This window comes from Pantoea sp. XY16 (assembly GCF_025153065.1).
GTDB classification, from domain to species: Bacteria; Pseudomonadota; Gammaproteobacteria; order Enterobacterales; family Enterobacteriaceae; genus Pantoea; species Pantoea alfalfae.
Map to the genome: position 1 here is coordinate 1 of NZ_JANZNP010000017.1, position 18,443 is coordinate 18,443.

Below are 18,443 nucleotides of genomic sequence, written 5' to 3' on the forward strand. Positions count from 1 at the left end.
CGGGGTGGAGCAGCCTGGTAGCTCGTCGGGCTCATAACCCGAAGGTCGTCGGTTCAAATCCGGCCCCCGCAACCAATCATTTAAACACCTGAAAGGGTGTTTTTTTGTTTCTGCCGTTCGCAAATTCCTCTCAGGCCTCTCTCCCGCAGATAAATGCGCGGATAGTCGTGACTACCCGCACACCTTTACCGATGGGCCAGCGCCGCCCCACTCTTCACATAAGCCCTGATGCCTTCCAGAATTGCCTCTGCAACCTGATGCTGATAGCGGGTGGTTCGCAGCTTTCGCTCCTCTTCCACATTACTGATAAACGCGGTCTCTACCAGGATTGACGGGATATCCGGCGCTTTCAGCACCGCAAATCCCGCCTGATCCACGGTGCGTTTATGCAGATGGTTGATGCGCCCCATGCGATGCAGCACCTCTTTACCAAACCTGAGGCTGTCGTGAATCGTCTGACGCTGCACCATGTCGAACATGGTGTGATCAAGATAGCGGTCGCCGCTTTTGCTGACGCCGCCAATCAGGTCTGATTCATTCTGGGTCTGCGCCAGGAAACGGGCGGCGGCTGACGTGGCACCGCTGGTTGATAAGGCAAATACCGAAGAGCCGCGTGCTGCCCGACTGGTAAAGGCATCAGCATGAATAGACACAAAGAGATCGGCGCGCTGTTTACGGGCTTTGGCGACCCGGACACGCAGCGGAATAAAGACATCCTCGTTGCGCGTCATATAGGCTTTCATGTGGGACTCTTTATCGATCAGCGCTTTGAGTCGCCGTCCGATCTTCAGCACAATATCTTTCTCGCGCGTCTTATATTTGCCGTGCGCGCCAGGATCTTCTCCGCCATGGCCGGGATCAATCATGATGATAATCGGACGATCGCGTCCCGCTTTGCCGGGTAACGGCGCCTGCACCCCTTCATCCTTCTCCAGATCGCCCTGATTATAATCTTTCAGCAGGGCCAGCAGCGGATCGTCTTCCACATGGTCCTGGCTCGGGTAGAGATCGACCACCAGCCGGTGATTGATACCAGCGACCGGTGCCAGATTAAAGATCTTCGGTGCGACGTTGCGCTTCAGCTCCAGAACAACGCGCACCGTGTTGCTGTCGAACTGGCCGACCCGGGCATTTTTGATAAAGGGATCGTCGACCCGAACCTGCTTATCCACCCCTTTCAGGGTCGAATTAAGATGCAGGCCCTGAATATCGATTACCAGTCGTTCGGGATTGCTCAGCGCAAACTGCTTGTATTTCAGCGCGACACTGGACTCCAGCGTCATGCGCGAGTAAGTGGATGAGGGCCAGATACGCACCGCCACAATGTGGTTCTTTGCCGCCAGCCCTGTACGGCTGACGCTCAGCAACAGTAAGGCGCCTGTCCCCTGTAAAAATCGTCTGCGTGAAAAATGGGAATTACCGTCTGACATGCCGCTCCAGCTGCTGTGTTATGTCTAAAAAAGCGCCAGTCAATCAAATGGCGGCGAAAACTTTATCCAATCCGCAGGATGATGTCACCCTGGAAACCCCAAATAATGCAGGCTGTTAGCGGCTTTGACACCCATAAAAACGTAAATTTTCGTCAGGATTAAGGCTTGCAAAATCGGGCGTAAAAGCATAAAAATACAGAAAATACGAATAAACATTCACTGAGGGTTGGCCGTGAAGGAACGTAGTACCGAACTGGTTCAGGGTTTTCGCCATACCGTTCCCTATATCAATGCCCACCGGGGTAAAACCTTTGTCATCATGCTGGGTGGCGAAGCGATTGAGCATGAGAACTTCTCTGGCATCGTTAACGACATCGGCCTGCTGCACAGCCTGGGCATCCGCCTGGTGGTGGTTTATGGCGCACGGCCACAGATAGACGCCAGCCTGGCTCAGCAGCAACTGGAACCGGTTTATCATAAATTTACCCGGGTGACTGATGCGCAATCGCTGGAGTTAGTGAAGCAGGCTGCTGGTCGGTTGCAGTTAGATATCACTGCCCGCCTTTCAATGAGTCTTAACAATACCCCGCTGCAGGGCGCGCATATCAATGTGGTCAGCGGCAACTTCATTATTTCACAGCCGCTGGGCGTGGATGATGGCGTGGATTACTGCCACAGCGGGCGTATCCGTCGTATTGATGAAGAGGCGATTCATCGCCAGCTGGATAACGATGCCATCGTGCTGATGGGTCCGGTTGCAGTCTCTGTGACCGGCGAAAGCTTTAATCTGACGTCAGAAGAAGTGGCTACCCAGCTGGCAATTAAGCTCAAAGCGGAAAAAATGATCGGTTTCTGCTCCGAGCAGGGCGTGCTGAACAGCGATGGTGAAATCATCTCCGAGCTGTTCCCGAACGATGCACAGGCCCGCATCGACGAGATTGAAAAGGAAGGTGATTATCTTTCTGGTACGGTCCGCTTCCTGCGTGGCGCGGTGAAAGCCTGCCGCAGTGGCGTGCGCCGCAGCCATCTCATCAGCTATCAGGAAGATGGCGCGCTGTTGCAGGAGCTCTTCTCACGCGACGGTATCGGTACGCAGATCGTGATGGAGTCGGCCGAGCAGATCCGTCGCGCCAATATCAACGACATCGGCGGAATCCTCGAACTGATCCGTCCGCTGGAGCAACAAGGCATTCTGGTGCGTCGCTCACGTGAGCAACTGGAAATGGAGATAGATAAGTTCACGATTATTCAGCGCGACAATCTGACCATCGCCTGTGCCGCCCTCTATCCGTTTATGGATGAGAAGATTGGTGAAATGGCCTGTGTGGCGGTTCATCCTGACTATCGCAGCTCTTCACGCGGTGAGATGTTGCTGCAGCGCGTAGCGTTGCAGGCGAAGCAGATGGGACTGCAAAAGCTGTTTGTGTTAACCACGCGCAGCATCCACTGGTTCCAGGAGCGCGGCTTTACGCCGGTTGATATTGAGTCACTGCCCGAGAGTAAAAAAGAGATGTACAACTATCAGCGCCGTTCCAAGGTGCTGATGGCCGACCTCACCTGATTTCATCCCGAAGGGACAGGCCCCCGTTGTGGACTGTCCCCTTTTTCTCAGCTGGTTTCACCCAGTCGCTCCACCAGACCGCTGCGTCGCTGCGTCTGCAACTGCACGGCTCGCTGAAATACGCCCGGTTCGCTGTAAATAGTCAGTTGCTTACGTGCGCGGGTAATCGCGGTATACACCAGTTCGCGGGTCAGCACCGGCAGAAACTGCGTCGGCATCACCAGCGCAGTGTGGTCGAACTCCGACCCCTGCGATTTATGCACCGTCATTACCCAGGCCGTTTCATGTGAAGGTAACCGGCTCGGCTGGATCGCCTTGATTGACCCATCCGGCAGCGGGAAAAAGACCTTCAGGTTACCCTCTTCATCCCGCAGCGTAATGCCGATATCGCCATTAAACAGGCCGAGCGCGCTGTCATTTCGGGTAATCATCACAGGACGTCCTTCATACCAGCGGCTGCCCATGCCAGGACGCCGGATGCGCTGCAGTTGCATCAGTCGCTGCTCAATGCGCTGGTTCAGACCCTGCACGCCAAATGGCCCGTCACGGAGTGCACACAGCAGCTGATAACGACCAAATGCAGCAATCACCTCAGCAGGCGGTGCCTGTCGGCGGATAAGTTGCAGGAAGGGCTGATAGCCCTGTGCGACCTCATCCAGCATCACCTGATAGGCTTCCGCGCTGTTCAGCGTCTGAAAACTGACATCTTCATGGGCCGCAGCAAACACCGCCCTGACCTGCTCTGCATCACCACGATTGATCGCTTTTGCCAGCTGCCCGATGCCGGATGAAGCGTCAAAACGATAACTTTTCTGCAGCAGGCAGATGCTGTCACGCACGACTGGTGCCTGCCTGTTGTCACTGCCCTGCAGCGTGCAGCCAGTCAGCAGGGCAAGCTGTTCTGCCCGCGCCTGGCTGTAGCCGCTTTCCGTGCAGCGGCAGATGTCGCCCAGCACCGCACCCGCTTCAACCGAAGCGAGCTGATCGCGGTCGCCCAGAAACACCACGCGAGCATGGGCAGGCAGCGCGGCGATCAGCTTTGCCATCATCGAGAGATCGACCATTGACGCTTCATCCACTACCAGCACATCAAGATGCAGCGGATTGCCGGCATGGTAGCGTAACCGCTGGGTATCGGGCTGCGCGCCCAGCAGACGATGCAGCGTGGTGGCTTCGGCGGGAAAACGCCGCCGCTCTTCGTCGCTGACTACCAGTTCCTGCAGCGCCCGGCCCAGCGACTCGGTCAACCGTGCGGCAGCTTTACCGGTCGGTGCCGCGAGCTGAATCCGCAGCGCGCCGGGATTCAGGCGAATCAGGGCGGCGAGGAGTTTCGCCACGGTGGTGGTTTTACCGGTGCCCGGCCCGCCGGAAATGACCGCCGTCTTGCGGGTCAGCGCCACGGCCGCAGCAATTTTCTGCCAGTTCTCCGGCTGGTCGCCAAACAGGCTGTTCAGCACGTCTCCTGCGGCACGCATATCAAACGCAGTTTTGATTTCCTGTGCAGCAAAAAAGTCGGCGACCCGGCCTTCGCTGTACCATAGCCGATGCAGATATAAACGCTGGTTACTCAGCACCAGCGGTGTCACCCGGCTGCCGTCACTGACGGCCGACCAGTCTGCCAGGCGTGATGGCCAGTCATCCGGCGCGCCAGCCGCCTGCCAGATGGCCTGAGCCAGCGCAGGCTGACGCCCCGCAAACAGGCTATCTTCACAGAGGTTGCTCAGCGGTAAACAGACGTGCCCTTCTCCCGCCTCCGCGCTGACGCAGGCAGCCGCCAGTAGCAGCGCAGGCTGTGATTCTGTCGCCACCAGACGCGCAAACTGGATATCCAGCGGCCGCAGGAGACGCTTCTCAACCGCCTGCAGCAGCAGACTCAGCATGTCACTCATAACATCTCCCCGGTTTCACCAAACAACGCATCAATCTCTTCCACAAAAGCTTCGGAAGGCCGGGTAGCAAAAATGCCGTTGTCCGGCGAGCTGCCATCCATCCCGCGTAAAAACAGATAAAACACCCCGCCAAAATGTTGCTGATAGTTGTAGTCCGGCAGGCGATGCTGCAGATAGCGATGCAGCGCCAGCGTATAGAGCTGATACTGCAGATCGTAGCGGTGGCCAATCATCGCCTGCGCCATCGCTTCGGGGGTGTAAGCGGCGTGACTTTCCCCCAGCCAGTTCGATTTGTAATCCAGCAGATAATATTTTCCCTGCCAGCGGAAGACCAGATCGATAAAGCCCTTCAGCATGCCGCGCACCTGGCGAAAATCCAGCGGAGCGGCCTGCTGAGAAAGTGTATCGTGACGACGCAGCAGATCATCAAGATCCGCCGCCGTCAGAAGATTGTTGATCGGCAGATAAAACTCCATCTCGATGAGCCGTTCACTGCTTTTTATTGCCGACAGCGTCAGCCCCTCCGCATTGAGCGGCGTATGTAAGACCCGATCGATCCACTGTTCCAGAACCGGTAACCAGCTCAGTGGGTAACCATTGTGCTGCAGCTGATCCTCCAGCCAGATGCGATCCGGCGGTTCGGTAAAGTCGATCGACTCAAACAGACCGTGCAGGAAGGTGCCGGGTGCTGCACCACGCGGAAAATGGTGCGGCGTCAACGCCGACTCTTCACCCCTCTCCTCTTCGCCCGCTGCATCGATATCGAAGTTAGGTAACGCATCCAGCAGTGGCGAGCTGTGATGCTGTTGCAGACCGGAGTAACTGGTTACTCGCCAGACATCCGCCAGGGCGCGCGTCACGTCGCGGCTGCTTAACGCCTCGTCGCCCTGCTGCGCATCCTGCCACATTTCGCCCGGCAGCAGATCTTCTTCAACCAGTGCAATCCCTTCACCGGTTAATGCATTGAGTCGCTGGCTGAGCTGCTGCGCATCGACCGCCTGACCCTGCTGTACCAGATAGCCCAGCGCGCTTTTATGGAGATCGCTTTCACCCTCTTTTTTACGGGTGCCTTTGATCAGCGGTGCAATGCCAACGCTGCAGTGATAAACCGAACGGGTCAGCGCCACGTAGAGCAGACGCAGATCCTCTGCCAGCCGTTCTTCTTCGGCCAGCGCCAGACTCTGCGCATCACCCTGCACATCCAGCAGCGCCGTGAAGTTGTCGCGATCGTGATAGAGCGCGCTGGCCGCCTCGCGGAATCCGGCCGCAAACGGCAGCCAGACCAGCGGATACTGCAGCCCTTTTGATTTATGGATGGTGATGATCTGCACCAGATGGCGGTCGCTTTCCAGACGCAGCTGCTGGCTGGAGGCCTGACTGTTGGGCCGGGCAATCTGCTGCGCCAGGAAGCGCACCAGCGCGTGCGGACTCTCCAGCTGCACCGAGGCTTCCTGCAATAGTTCACCCAGATGCATCAGGTCAGTCAGGCGACGTTCACCGTTCTCCGAGGCCAGCATATTCTCCGCCAGTTGCCGCTTGATCATCACATCACGCAGCATCGGTAACACGCCGCGCTGATGCCACAGCTGCTGCCAGACGGCAAACTGCTCCACCAGCGCATCCCACTCGCGCTCATTCTGAGTTAACGCGTCCAGCGTCGCCGCATCGATGGCAAAAATCGACGTCGCCAGCGCGCTACGCAGCAGCCGTTCCTGTTCCGGTGCCTGTATCGCCTGCAACAACCAGAGTAATTCGCGCGCTTCCGGCGTGGTGTAGACGCTGTCCCGGCTGGAGAGATAGACCGACGGAATCGACAGCGCATTCAGCGCGTCGCGGATTAAACCGGCCTCATTGCGACTGCGTACCAGCACGGTGATATCGGAAGCCCGCACCGGCTGCAGCGCCTCACCTTTACCCAGCCAGGCACGTCCCTGCTGTCCTGCCACCAGCCAGCGGCTGATATCGGCGGCACACTGCTGCGCCATAAACTGCTGGTAGTCGCTGTTGCCGACGCCCTCGCCAGGCTGCAGCCAGAAACGTAATGCGGGTTGCTGCTGCTGGTCAAAAATCAGCTTCAGTGACTCGTTTGGTGCGGCAGGCTTAACCGGCTGGAAGGGGATCGCCGAGAAGAGGAAAGGCGAATCAAGCTGAGAAAAGAGGCGGTTGACGCTCCCGACCATCTCAGGTGAAGAACGCCAGTTGGTATCCAGTGTGTAGTGAGCACTGACTTCGCTTCTGGCCCGCAGATAAGTAAAAATATCCGCGCCGCGAAATGCGTAGATTGCCTGCTTGGGATCGCCGATCAGAAACAGCGCCTGCTCCGGCTGATTAATATAGAGCGTGCGGAAGATGCGATACTGCTGTGGATCGGTATCCTGGAATTCATCAATCAGGGCCACCGGGAAACGCGCCCGGATGGTTTCGGCCAGCAACACGCCGCCAGGCTGCTGCAACGCCTCATCCAGTTTACTGAGCAGATCGTCAAAGCCTAACAGCGCACGTAACCGCTTCTCGCGCTGCACCGTGGCACGCACATCGGTCAGCGCCTGCGCGATGATCACATCGCGCAGCGACAAGGGTTCAGCCAGAAACTGATCGATCGCCTCAAACAACGAGTGTCGCGGGGCGTCGCCTTTTTTGGTTTTCTCATCCAGCACCTGCTGCCCAAAGCGCTCCAGCTCTTTCGGCAGTTGATAATCCAGCGTCTCACTGCTGGCCCACTGCGTGACTTTTGCGACCCAGTTGGGCAGATGTTTACTGCTGTAGCTGCGCTTATCCACGCCAGAAGCACTGATCATGCCTTCCACATCGGCGCTAAGCGCCTGCCACTGCTGTTTGATAGCCTTAATGCGCGCCAGGTTACGGGCGTGGCGTGAAGCCAGCGTCTCATCGGCTGCGGGCGGATGCTTCAGGCTGGGTGATTCTCCCTGAAGCCAGGGGCGCAGCGTGGTCAACAGACTGTCAGGCCCGCTCCACTCTGCAGCGATAATGCGCGCCACATCAAGCGTCAGTGGGTAGCACTGGCGACGCCAGAAATCAGCGGTCGATTGCTTCAGCAGCGCCTGCTCATCTTCAATTAACTCCTGCTCAAACAGCATGCCCGATTCAAAGGCGTTGAGATTAAGCATCCGCTGACAGAAGCCATGGATGGTGAAGATAGCGGCTTCATCCATCTGCCGCTCAGCAGCCAGCAACTGCGCGGCCGCCTGACTGAGATCAGGCACCTGATCCAGCAGTAACTGGTGCATCGGATTGCTGCTTTTGCCGCGGATACAGGCCAGACGTAACTGATGAATATTCTCGCGGATTCGCCCGCGCAGTTCCGCAGTGGCGGCTTCGGTGAAGGTCACCACTAAGATTTCTTCTACCGAAAGCGGGCGGCTGTAAGCGTTTTCTCCGCCCAGCCCCAGCAGCAGGCGCAGATAGAGCAGACCAATGGTAAAGGTTTTTCCGGTGCCCGCTGACGCCTCAATCAGCCGCTCGCCTCTGAGCGGCAGCGTTAAAGGATTCAGCGATACGGGAGGTAACTGCGTCATTGGGTCTCACTCTTTACCGGCAGCGACTGCTGCAATTGCGCCACTTCATTCCAGGTTTTCCAGCCAGGCTGACGGGCAAATTCAGTTTTGCCAGTGCCGGTGCCGGCAATCTGTGAGGTCATTACCATGCCCTTATGTTCAATCACGGCCTGCCGGAAAAAGTCTGCCAGGCTGGTCGGGGTTAACTGCTGAACCTGCTCGATCACTTTTTGCCGGGTATTAAAGTGATCATTCTGGCGATCAAAGTCGCGGCTAAAACGATCCGCTTCCTCAAAGAGCGTCTGAGGACGCTGCTGCAAATCATTGATCATCGCCTGCTGATACTGGGAAAAATCTGCCTGGCTCATGCTGCGTAATCGTTTTTCTGCCTGTGGATAGAAGGCTTTGTAACGCTGCAACAGCCAGGCCGGTTGTTTGCTGTTACTTTGCAGCAGGAAGCCCACACCCCACTGGCGGCCCACCGGCATCTGGAAGGCAAAGACCGCATAGCCGAGCTGCTCTTTAGTACGCAGCTGATTGTAGAACCACGGCTGAACGATCTGGCTCAGCATCGAGCTGTGCGCCATGCTCTGATATTCACCGTATCCCAGTGGAACATAGAGAGCGGCAAGAGCGGAGTCGGTGCTGCTGCCCTGCTGTTGCAGGTTGGCTTTCAGCGATTTTTTTATGGTCACATACTGGCTGTGCCAGTCGCGGGTCGCATTACTCTGCATCTGTTGCTTAAGCTCATGTCCCAGCTGCGTCACGCTGTCAGCACTAAGGTTACCCACCACCAGCATCTCTGGCGTCGCATCGCGGAACAGCGTATCGCGATAGGTCGTCACATCTTTAAGTGAGATTGTGCTTACCAGCTTGCGGCGAGTCTCGCGCTGGGTATAAGGCAGTTGCGACAGCAGTTGCATCGGCTGAATCGCCTGCTCAAACGCCTTGCCTTTTTCTGCCGCGTCCAGCCGCTCCAGATACCAGGATTTGGCCTGCTCCAGCTGCTGCTCTGTCGGCTGGAAGGTGGCATAACCCTCAACCAGTTTCTTTAGCAGCGTCGGCAGGCGCTGCGTGAAGCCGTTGGCACTGAAAACCAGCCCCTCATCTTCACCGGTTGAGAAGCTGATGCCGCCCACGGAGGCCTGCGAGTTAAGCTCATCCAGCGCCAGGCTGGAGAGGTAGTCATTCAGGCCAAACAGTACCTGCTGACGGGCGTCGCTGATGGCGTTTTTATTGCGTAATGCCAGCGTGATCGCCGCTTTAGGTTCGCTGGCGTAATAACGGCTGGGCATCCAGTAAATGCGCATACCGTCATTGTTATCCAGCTTCACCGGATGCTGATACGTTTTTCCGTCTGACGGCAACAGGGTGAAGTCGTCCGGGATATAGGGGTTCAGCACGGGCATCGCCAGCGTGATCTGGCTGGCGCGCTGCTGCAAGTCGGCAAAGGTTTGTGATGTGATTTTCTCAACCTGGTAAGGCGCATCCACAAAATAGGCTGTTTTGTTGTGCGGCTCCTGCGGGCTGATATACCAGATGCGCGCATGCTGAGGGGTCATCTCTTCCAGCCGGGCTTTAATCGCGGCAGCATCGTACTGATCCGCCAGATAAGGCGCATCCAGCGTGTGTTCAACCGGCACGCGCAGCATGGTATCAACCAGCCATTCGATGTAATCCATATCGCGGGTGATGGAGGGATAGCGAAAGTCGAGCGCCAGCACGTGTGAAACTTCATCGAAATAGCGCTTATCATCGGCCTGCTGACGCAGCAGATTGATGTAGCTGAATATGGCCGCTACCACTTTGTCACGCTGAGCCAGGCCTTTGTCGGTGAGTGACGCGGTAATCGCAAATACGCCACTGTTACGCTCAGTCATCGGGTCAGCGCCCGCATTGACCCCGTCGGCCAGCCCCTGCTTTTGCAGCCAGTCAGTCAGCGTATTTTTGCTGCGGTTGCTGATTAAATAGCTAATCAGCGTGTCGGTTTTACTGCGAAAGCGATCGCTGTTATTGGCAATGCGAAATTCAATTTTGAGTTGCTTGCGGGGCTGGGCCGGAACGTAATGAATAATGATGCCCTGCTGCGCATCCGTCACTACCGGCACCGTAATCTCCGGCACGCTGGCGTCATGATTTTGCACCCGGCCAAAGGTTCTGGCCGCAATCGATGCCATCTCCGGCAGCGGTTTGTTGCTGTAGATCACCGCCTTCATCAGGTTCGCAGAGTAATGGGTGTGATAAAAATCCAGGAGCGCCTGGTGCAGTTTGCTGCCGGGCTTATCTTTCAATGTTTCAAGATTGCCGCCCGAGAAACGTGACGCCGGATGCGCCGGGTTCAGGGTTTCAGCGCCCACCTGGGCCATGCGCAGGCCATCGCGCGAGCGCGCCATCGTCAGCTCGGCGTTCACGGCGTGGCGTTCGCGATCGGCGTTAACCGGATCCAGCAGCGGCTCAGCCACCGCATCCGCCAGGCGATCAACCGCCGGTTCCAGCGAATCGTTTTCCACTTCCAGATAAAAGGCGGTGCGGTAAGAGGCCGTGCTGGCGTTGTGGCTGCCGCCATGCTTTTTCAGAAATTCGGCCAGGTTGTCCGGCTGCGGGTAGCGCTTTGAGCCCATCAGTACCATATGCTCAAGGTAGTGTGCCAGTCCCGCCTGCTGATCAGGATCGTCCAGCGATCCTATCGGCAGCGTCAGCGCCGCAAGCGATTTCGGTGCGACAGGATCGGAAACCAGTAACACGGTCATCCCGTTGTCGAGCCGGATCGCCTGATAGTGGCGAGGATCCTGTTCACTTTTGCGAATGGTGTCGTTAACTGGCTGCCAGCCTGATGATGTCTGCGCCTGTGCTGTACAAGCCACCAGGCTTAACAATAGCGCCGCTATCCAGCGTGCGTATACCCGCATGTAAACCCCTCTCGTTTCCCGATAAACCGCCAATGACGTACCCGGCGGCTCAAAGCAGAGCAAAATTTCTGTGTAATAAGCCAGTTAGCAAAAATGCCTTCTGACCTGCTATTCATCATCCTGATGTGCAGCCAGCACTGGTAAATACCAGTGCTGTGCCGCCTCAGTTATCTGCTGTAGTTGTGGCTCATCCAGCACACGGCAAAGACGCTGCAGATAGGGATCGCCGCCCTCGCCCTCCACCTGATAGTTACCCTGCCAGGCGGTCAGCAGTCGATTACGCGCTTTGAGCTGCGTCGCTTCATCGGTCAGCAACTGCTGGCTTTTTTTGTCATAGCTGGCGTTCAGCCACGCGCCGCCACTCTTGTTAAGCAACATCAGCGGCTGGCGCATACCCGCGAGATAGCCTGCGACATATTCATTCAGCGCAGCGATCGCCTCAGCCTGCGGTACGGCGAGGAAACACCAGCGGCTCTGCTGCCGGCCAAACATCCGGCTGCTGCCGGTGCCGCCCAGTGCGCAGTAGACCAGATGCTCCAGCCAGAGTAACAGTCCGTCGTTCATGTTGAGTACGCCAGGCCGCCAGCGCAGCAATCCATCACTCTGTACCTGCGTCAGCCAGCCGGTTAAGCTGATCTGCTCCAGTTGCAGATTCACTTCCCAGCTCTCGCCGTCGCTGCGTTGGGTGACCACTTCTGCCGCTACTTCCTGCATCTCATCGCGCTGCGCCTGCCAGAACAGCTCACCGAAAGCGCCATAAGGCAGATTACCGGCCGCACGATGGTGCGCATAAAGTCGCTGAGTATCCTCGCCTTCGACCAGGGCATTCAGCAGTTGCGCATTGATCTGGTAACGCTCCAGATTGTCCAGGGCAAATGGCTCGCTGTCGGGCAGTTCGTTCTCCTCCAGCCAGAAACTCACGCCGAGCCGCTGGTGGAACCAGGCGCGGACCGGATGTCGCCAGAAGCGCAGGAACGCCTCCAGCGTGAGCGCGTCAATTAGCGGCGCTTCCAGCGGCTGAACGAAAGCGGGTTGCGGCTGCCCTGCTCCCTGCGCGGCAGGCAGCCACTCACGGGCGAAGCTCTGGAGTCTGGCAGCCGGCTGGAAGTTTTCCGCGGCAAATGGCATCCGGCTGTGCAGGTGCTGCAGGTGCATCCGCACCCGCGCGGCACTCTCATCCAGCTCAAGATGACCGTCACCCTCCAGATAAAAACTCTGACCAATGTAATCCAGCAGTTCTGTGACCAGTACTGAAGGGTAGCGTTCCGTATTATCCTGTATCGCGCGGCCGATATAACTGATATAGAGCTGCTGCTGTGCCGAAATCATCGCCTCCAGGAAGAGGTAGCGATCATCATCGCGGCGGCTGCGGTCGCCTTTGCGAGACTGCTGCTGCATCAGGTCAAAGCCTAACGGTGCCAGGGTCCGGGGATAGACGCCGTCGTTCATGCCAAGCAGACAGACCAGCTGAAAAGGAATGGAGCGCATCGGCATCAGGGTGCAGAAGTTAATCTGTCCAGCCAGAAAACGCTGGCTGATGCGCTGCTGATCAAGCCGGCTACGTAAATCATCGCGCAGCAGCGCCACCGGAATCGCCTCTTCAAAGCGCGCATCCATGCCATATTCGATCAATTGCTGCCACTGCTCTTCCACCAGCAGCAGAGCAGCCTCGGTTTCTGCATCAGGGCTGAAAAAGGCATTCAGCAACTCCCGGCACAGTGGCAGCCAGGCGACCAGCGGACGGGGTTCGGCCAGCAGCTGCCGCCAGTGATTAAGCCGGGAAAGCAGCTCAGCCAGATGTCCCGCCAGTTCCCCCACCAGACCACTCGACTCGTCATAAGGCAGAATCCCTTCCCAGTCACCGTTGTGGCTCTCCATCGCATAGCCCAGCAGCATGCGCTGCAGGCCAAAGCGCCAGGTGTGCTGGCCGGTAATCGGGAGTGACAGCGCTTCCACGCTGGCATCATCCAGCCCCCAGCGCACACCCGATTCGCTGACCCAACGCCGGAGTAAGCGCAGGCCGCTTTCATCAATAGAGAAATGAGCAGCCAGCGCCGGGACATCCAGCAGCGCCAGCACATCCTCTGAGACAAAACGGCTGTCCGGCAGTGCCAGCAGATTCAGAAATGCCACAATGGCCGGATGCGCCTGACTGGCCCTCCGGTCTGAAATCGCAAACGGCAGGTAGCGATCAGGGGGCGCGTTGGCGAACACCGCCTGAATAAACGGCGCGTAGGCGTCGATGTCTGCCACCATGACGATAATGTCACGCGCTTTCAGCGTCGGATCGGTCTCCATCATCGCCAGCAGATGATCCTGCAATACTTCGACTTCACGCTGAGCGCTGTGGCAGACCTGTACCACAATAGAGCGGTCATCCGGATCCAGACAGCGCTTCTTATCGCTATGCGCCAGTTCCGCCGCATTCAGTCCGATGATGGCGTTATCCTGCAGGTTGAGAAGATCGTGCTGCATGCAGTGCAGCAGGTTATCCGGTTCTACATCCACAAACGCATCAATATCGTCGTTTGACTCCATCTGACTGAGCAGATACAGGTTATCGCGCCCCAGCTTGCCCCATGAGGCAAGTAGCGGGTTAGTGAGCTGCTGTTCGCCAGCGTCATTAAACAGTGCCGGTGCCTGTTCTGCATCCCGGAAAAGTCCGCGTGATTCATCGGCACCATGACGTCGCCGCTGACGGCTCTGCAGTTTCGCCAGAAACGCATAATCCTGAATGTCGCCCCAGTAGTCGCGGCAGGGATTGGTGAACAGCAGATGGATGTCGATGTGACGTCCCAGCGCCTGCAACGCCTGCAGATAGACTGGCGGCAGCGCAGAGATACCACAGATGAAGACCCGTTTCGGCAGATTTTCTGGCGTGGTTTTCGCCTGCTCCAGCGTCTGAATAAATCGCGAATAGAGGTTGGCACGGTGCCATTCGGGCTGGCGCAGCGCCTGGGTATAAGTTACCAGATCACGCCACAGTGCGGCCTGCCAGCGCTGCGCTTCACCCAGCCCCTCAATGGTTTCGCCACGTTCCCAGCTGTTGAGCCAGTCGGCACGATAAACCAGATACTGGTCGAACAGATCGGCCACACGTGAACTGAGCTGATACAGTTTTCGTTTGTCGCCGTCGTCATGGAGATAGTGGCGTAAAGAGACAAACTCTTCATGTTCGAGCATCACTGGCAGCCGGTGCATCAGCTTCCAGCCCATGCTGGCCTTGCTGAAAGCACTTTCTACCGGGATATCGGGCAGTACGCGGACGAACATCTCCCAGATAAAACTGGCAGGCAGCGGAAATTCGATATTGGCGGCAATGCCAAAGGTTTGCGCCAGCTCCATCTGCAGCCATTGCGCCATTCCCGGGCTCTGCACCAGCACCATTTCTGAGGCGAAAGGATCATCAAGAGGGTCATGTTTAATCACCGCCGCCGCCAGAATCTTCAGCACATCAAGCTGATTTGAGTGATAAACGTGAAACATGAAAACTCCTGTGATAACTCAGAACGTGACTGCGGTATTGCGGCTCTGTCACTTTACCGCGTATCGCGGTTGAAACCCATCAAAAGGGCGACCGCGACCTTTAACATCGCAGGCGCGTCAGCGTAGCGTTGCGCTGAAAAGGCCCCTTCACGTCAGCCCGCTCCAGGGTGCAGCCTGAAGGGCCGCTCTGCTGTTGCAGCGTCGATGTCCACCCGGCAACGTCATGCCCTGCCAGTCCCTGCTCAGCCACCCGCCATGCCTCGCGCTGATACCACTGCTGACTGAATCCCAGCGCCAGTGCGCGATGATAGTGCAACAGCGTGCTGCTGCTTAATGCCATTAACAGCAGAGCAAACAACACTTCCGGCAGACTGAATCCGCCGCATTTACTGGCAGGTTGCCGGGGACGTGAGCGGGCAATAGTCAATCCAGCCGTGCGGCAGCGCGCTAATCTGATTGCCCCGTAAACGTATCCAATGCCAGACCGCCATGCCACTGCCGCTGGCCTCACCTTTAAGCAGACCTTCATCCTTTTCACCTCGCTGTAAACAGCTGCGCCAGCCCTGGCGATCATCCTGCTGACACAGGGCTGACTCCGTCGCTGGCCAGCTCAGGGAAAGCCCCCATTGCAGCGCCGACTGTGCCCGCCAGAAATCCTGAATAAACTGCTGCTCATCCGCCAGCAGTCGCATTCCCTGCTCAGACATCTTTCGGCTGGCATGTAGCGTAAAACTGCCGATCACCATAATCATTAACACCATGCCCAGCGCACTGCTGCCCCGCTGCTTCACAGGTTCGCGCCCTCCACCCAACTCTCCACCGTTTCAAGCCAGCGTCCGGCCCGCCCCTGCAGCACTATCCTGATCTGAGCGCCCTGTTGGCTGATGCCGAACTGCTCCACTGTCATGAATGCGGGATCGGAGAGCCGCTCCCAGCCCGCTGACTGACACTGGTCAACACCGCGTTGCATCTCAAGCTGCTGCTGGCGCAGGCGAAAGCCGTAATAGTCACTCTCTGCATGACCCACCGGTTCCCATTTACCATTGCTGTTCTCATCCCAGCGCAGCAGCAGGCAGTGCTCGCTGATTTTCAGTGCGCCACTGCCGCACTCACCGTGACAATAACCGGCACGCCGCACCGCCTTTTCCAGCGTCACCATAATCTGCTGTAATTCCTGACGCAGCTGCGCCTGTTGCAGCACGCCCGCATTCTCCGCCAGCAGCAGCGGCAGAAAACGACCGGTACTGAGCATCACGACGGCGCTGATTGCCATGGCGATTAGCATCTCCAGCAGGCTGAATCCGTCGATTTTCAACGGCACGTCTCCTCATCCGTTATGCAGAGGCGAATTCGGGCTCTGGCTGAGATAATCAGCCGCATGCGTCCGGCGCTGTTCCCCAGCTCAATACTGCCCGCTTTAGCGACATTGCGGCGGCCATAGAAGCCCGGCTCGCCCCGAATGTCATAGAGTGCAACGCCCGCGTGCGGCACGATGAAATGCAACCTTTTCCCTTGATCACACCCCGTAACGGGGCGGCTGCCGGCACCGATGCACCAGGGATTGCCAGGCTGTGACCATAATACCAGGTCGCTATTTTGCCGGTTGGCCTGGGCGCGCAGTCGTAGCAGGAATCCCTGCAATTGCTGAGCGCTGTCGCGCAGTTGCTGCCGCTGTTGCCAGCGCTGCCAGCCGTGCAGCGCAGCAACGCTCAGCATGCCGGTAATCACCATCACCAGCAGCAGTTCCGGCAGGGTAAAACCGCGTAAGTGTGCTGTTTTCATGAAGACAGAGTGCGGGTGATGAACGGGGGAAACAACAGGCGTTGTGACAGGCTGGAAAGCGTGCCGCAGAGAATCATCCCCCGCAAACAGGCAGTGGCAGAAGCGTGCGAGCGGTGCCGCAAATTTACCGGTTTGCAGGCAAAAAAAAGCCCCGGCAAAGTTGCCAGAGCGTTATCGTTTACTGCGGATCAGATGGCGACAGGCGCTTTGATCGCGGGATGCGGATCGTAGCCTTCAATCTCGAAATCGTCGAACTGATAGTCAAACAGTGACGCTGGTTTGCGTTTGATCTTAAGCTTTGGCAGCGGACGCGGCTCGCGGGTCAGCTGCAGGCGCGCCTGCTCCAGATGATTGCTGTAGAGGTGCGTGTCACCGCCGGTCCAGACGAAGTCACCTACCTGCAGATCGCACTGCTGCGCCACCATATGCACCAGCAGCGCATAGCTGGCGATGTTAAACGGCAGGCCCAGGAAGATGTCGCACGAGCGCTGATAAAGCTGGCAGGAGAGCTTGCCGTCCGCTACGTAGAACTGGAAGAACGCGTGGCAGGGGGCCAGCGCCATCTCGCTGAGTTCGCCGACGTTCCAGGCAGAAACAATAATCCGGCGTGAGTCAGGATCGCGCTTCAGCTGCTCCATCACCTGGCTTAACTGGTCAATTTCCTGACCGCTGGACGTTCCCCAGCTGCGCCACTGTTTGCCATACACCGGGCCAAGGTCACCATTCTCATCTGCCCACTCGTCCCAGATGGAGACGTTGTTTTCCTTAAGATAACCGATGTTGGTGTCACCTTTCAGGAACCACAGCAGCTCATGAATAATGGAGCGGATATGGCATTTCTTGGTGGTGACCAGCGGAAAACCATCCTGCAGATTGAAACGCATCTGGTGACCAAAAATTGAAAGCGTACCGGTGCCGGTACGGTCAGCTTTTGGTGTGCCTTCCTGCAGCACATGTTGCATTAAATCCAGATACTGTTTCATTTTTCCTCGCGAAATTGTGGCTGCGGGCGACGACGATACGCCCAGATCATCATAATAATACCGGCAACAATCATCGGCACAGAAAGGATCTGCCCCATACTGATTCCGCCTTCAAACAGGCCAAGCTGGGCATCCGGCTGGCGGAAGAACTCAACGATTATACGGAAGGCACCGTAGCCAATCAGGAACAGGCCTGAGACGCTGCCCATCGGGCGCGGCTTGCGAATAAACAGGTTCAGAATGATAAACAGCACCACACCTTCAAGCGCCAGTTCATAGAGCTGCGAAGCATGACGTGGCAGTACGCCGTAGGTGTTAAGCAGTTCCTGATATTGTGGATTGGTGGCGGCCAGCGCAACATCTTCGCTGCGTGAACCCGGGAATAGCATGGCGTAGCGGAAGCCCGGATCGACACGTCCCCACAGCTCGCCGTTAATGAAGTTGCCAAGACGACCGGCACCCAGACCAAACGGGATCAGCGGCGCAATGAAATCCGAAACCTGGAAAAAATTACGTTTAGTGCGGCGGGCAAAGATCAGCATCACCACAATCACTCCGATCAGGCCACCGTGGAACGACATGCCGCCATCCCAGACTTTGAACAGATAGAGAGGATTTTCAAGGAACAGCGGTAAGTTGTAGAACAGGACATAGCCGATACGCCCGCCCAGGAAGACGCCCAGGAAACCGGCGTACAACAGGTTCTCAACTTCCTCTTTTTTCCAGCCGCTGCCTGGCTGATTGGCGCGGCGTACTGCCAGCCACATGGCGAAAACAAAGCCCACCAGATACATCAGACCGTACCAGTGAAGCGAAACCGGTCCGATCGAGAAGATCACCGGATCGAACTGCGGAAATGCAATATAGCCGTTATTCATCATTCACCGT

12 protein-coding genes are annotated in these 18,443 nt (G+C 57.3%); 1 reads left to right on the top strand and 11 read right to left on the bottom strand.

Going from position 1 to position 18,443, the window contains the following annotated elements:
* Positions 1-185: 185 nt before the first annotated feature.
* Positions 186-1,430 carry an N-acetylmuramoyl-L-alanine amidase AmiC gene (amiC, locus tag N1689_RS20195; RefSeq protein ID WP_161732847.1) on the bottom strand — a complete coding sequence of 415 codons (1,245 nt, stop codon included), beginning with the start codon at positions 1,428-1,430 and terminating at the stop codon, positions 186-188.
* A gap of 232 nt (positions 1,431-1,662) precedes the next feature.
* On the opposite strand from amiC, the gene argA reads away from it, so the two are divergent.
* Positions 1,663-2,991, top strand: coding sequence for an amino-acid N-acetyltransferase (argA, locus tag N1689_RS20200; RefSeq protein ID WP_013358908.1), 1,329 nt, complete (start codon positions 1,663-1,665; stop codon positions 2,989-2,991).
* Positions 2,992-3,038: 47 nt separating this feature from the next.
* Here the strand turns inward: argA and recD are convergent, their stop codons facing one another.
* The 10 genes from recD to lgt all read right to left on the bottom strand — a co-directional run bounded on the left by recD (position 3,039) and on the right by lgt (position 18,433).
* Positions 3,039-4,880, bottom strand: coding sequence for an exodeoxyribonuclease V subunit alpha (gene recD / locus N1689_RS20205; protein ID WP_161732849.1), 1,842 nt, complete (start codon positions 4,878-4,880; stop codon positions 3,039-3,041).
* Complete coding sequence (gene recB / locus N1689_RS20210) at positions 4,877-8,416, bottom strand: exodeoxyribonuclease V subunit beta (protein WP_260060038.1); 3,540 nt, start codon at positions 8,414-8,416, stop codon at positions 4,877-4,879. The genes recD and recB overlap by 4 nt, the downstream gene beginning before the upstream one ends.
* Complete coding sequence (gene ptrA / locus N1689_RS20215) at positions 8,413-11,304, bottom strand: pitrilysin (RefSeq protein ID WP_260060039.1); 2,892 nt, start codon at positions 11,302-11,304, stop codon at positions 8,413-8,415. Before ptrA ends, recB begins: the two co-directional genes overlap by 4 nt.
* Before the next feature lie 108 nt (positions 11,305-11,412).
* Positions 11,413-14,790 (bottom strand): exodeoxyribonuclease V subunit gamma, encoded by a 3,378-nt coding sequence (gene recC, locus N1689_RS20220; RefSeq protein WP_222925034.1) that lies wholly within the window; start codon positions 14,788-14,790, stop codon positions 11,413-11,415.
* A 100-nt stretch (positions 14,791-14,890) separates the two neighbouring features.
* On the bottom strand, positions 14,891-15,217 hold the full coding sequence (locus tag N1689_RS20225; protein ID WP_237566690.1) for a prepilin-type N-terminal cleavage/methylation domain-containing protein: 327 nt from the start codon (positions 15,215-15,217) through the stop codon (positions 14,891-14,893).
* Complete coding sequence (locus N1689_RS20230) at positions 15,177-15,581, bottom strand: DUF2509 family protein (RefSeq protein WP_161732857.1); 405 nt, start codon at positions 15,579-15,581, stop codon at positions 15,177-15,179. Before N1689_RS20230 ends, N1689_RS20225 begins: the two co-directional genes overlap by 41 nt.
* Positions 15,578-16,105, bottom strand: coding sequence for a prepilin peptidase-dependent protein (locus N1689_RS20235; protein ID WP_161732860.1), 528 nt, complete (start codon positions 16,103-16,105; stop codon positions 15,578-15,580). Before N1689_RS20235 ends, N1689_RS20230 begins: the two co-directional genes overlap by 4 nt.
* Entirely contained in the window at positions 16,102-16,572 is a 471-nt protein-coding gene (locus N1689_RS20240; RefSeq protein WP_161732862.1) for a prepilin-type N-terminal cleavage/methylation domain-containing protein, read from the bottom strand. The genes N1689_RS20235 and N1689_RS20240 overlap by 4 nt, the downstream gene beginning before the upstream one ends.
* Before the next feature lie 188 nt (positions 16,573-16,760).
* Positions 16,761-17,555 (bottom strand): thymidylate synthase, encoded by a 795-nt coding sequence (gene thyA, locus N1689_RS20245; RefSeq protein ID WP_260060040.1) that lies wholly within the window; start codon positions 17,553-17,555, stop codon positions 16,761-16,763.
* Positions 17,552-18,433 carry a prolipoprotein diacylglyceryl transferase gene (lgt, locus tag N1689_RS20250; protein ID WP_033733822.1) on the bottom strand — a complete coding sequence of 294 codons (882 nt, stop codon included), beginning with the start codon at positions 18,431-18,433 and terminating at the stop codon, positions 17,552-17,554. The genes thyA and lgt overlap by 4 nt, the downstream gene beginning before the upstream one ends.
* Between the last annotated feature and the right edge of the window lie 10 nt (positions 18,434-18,443).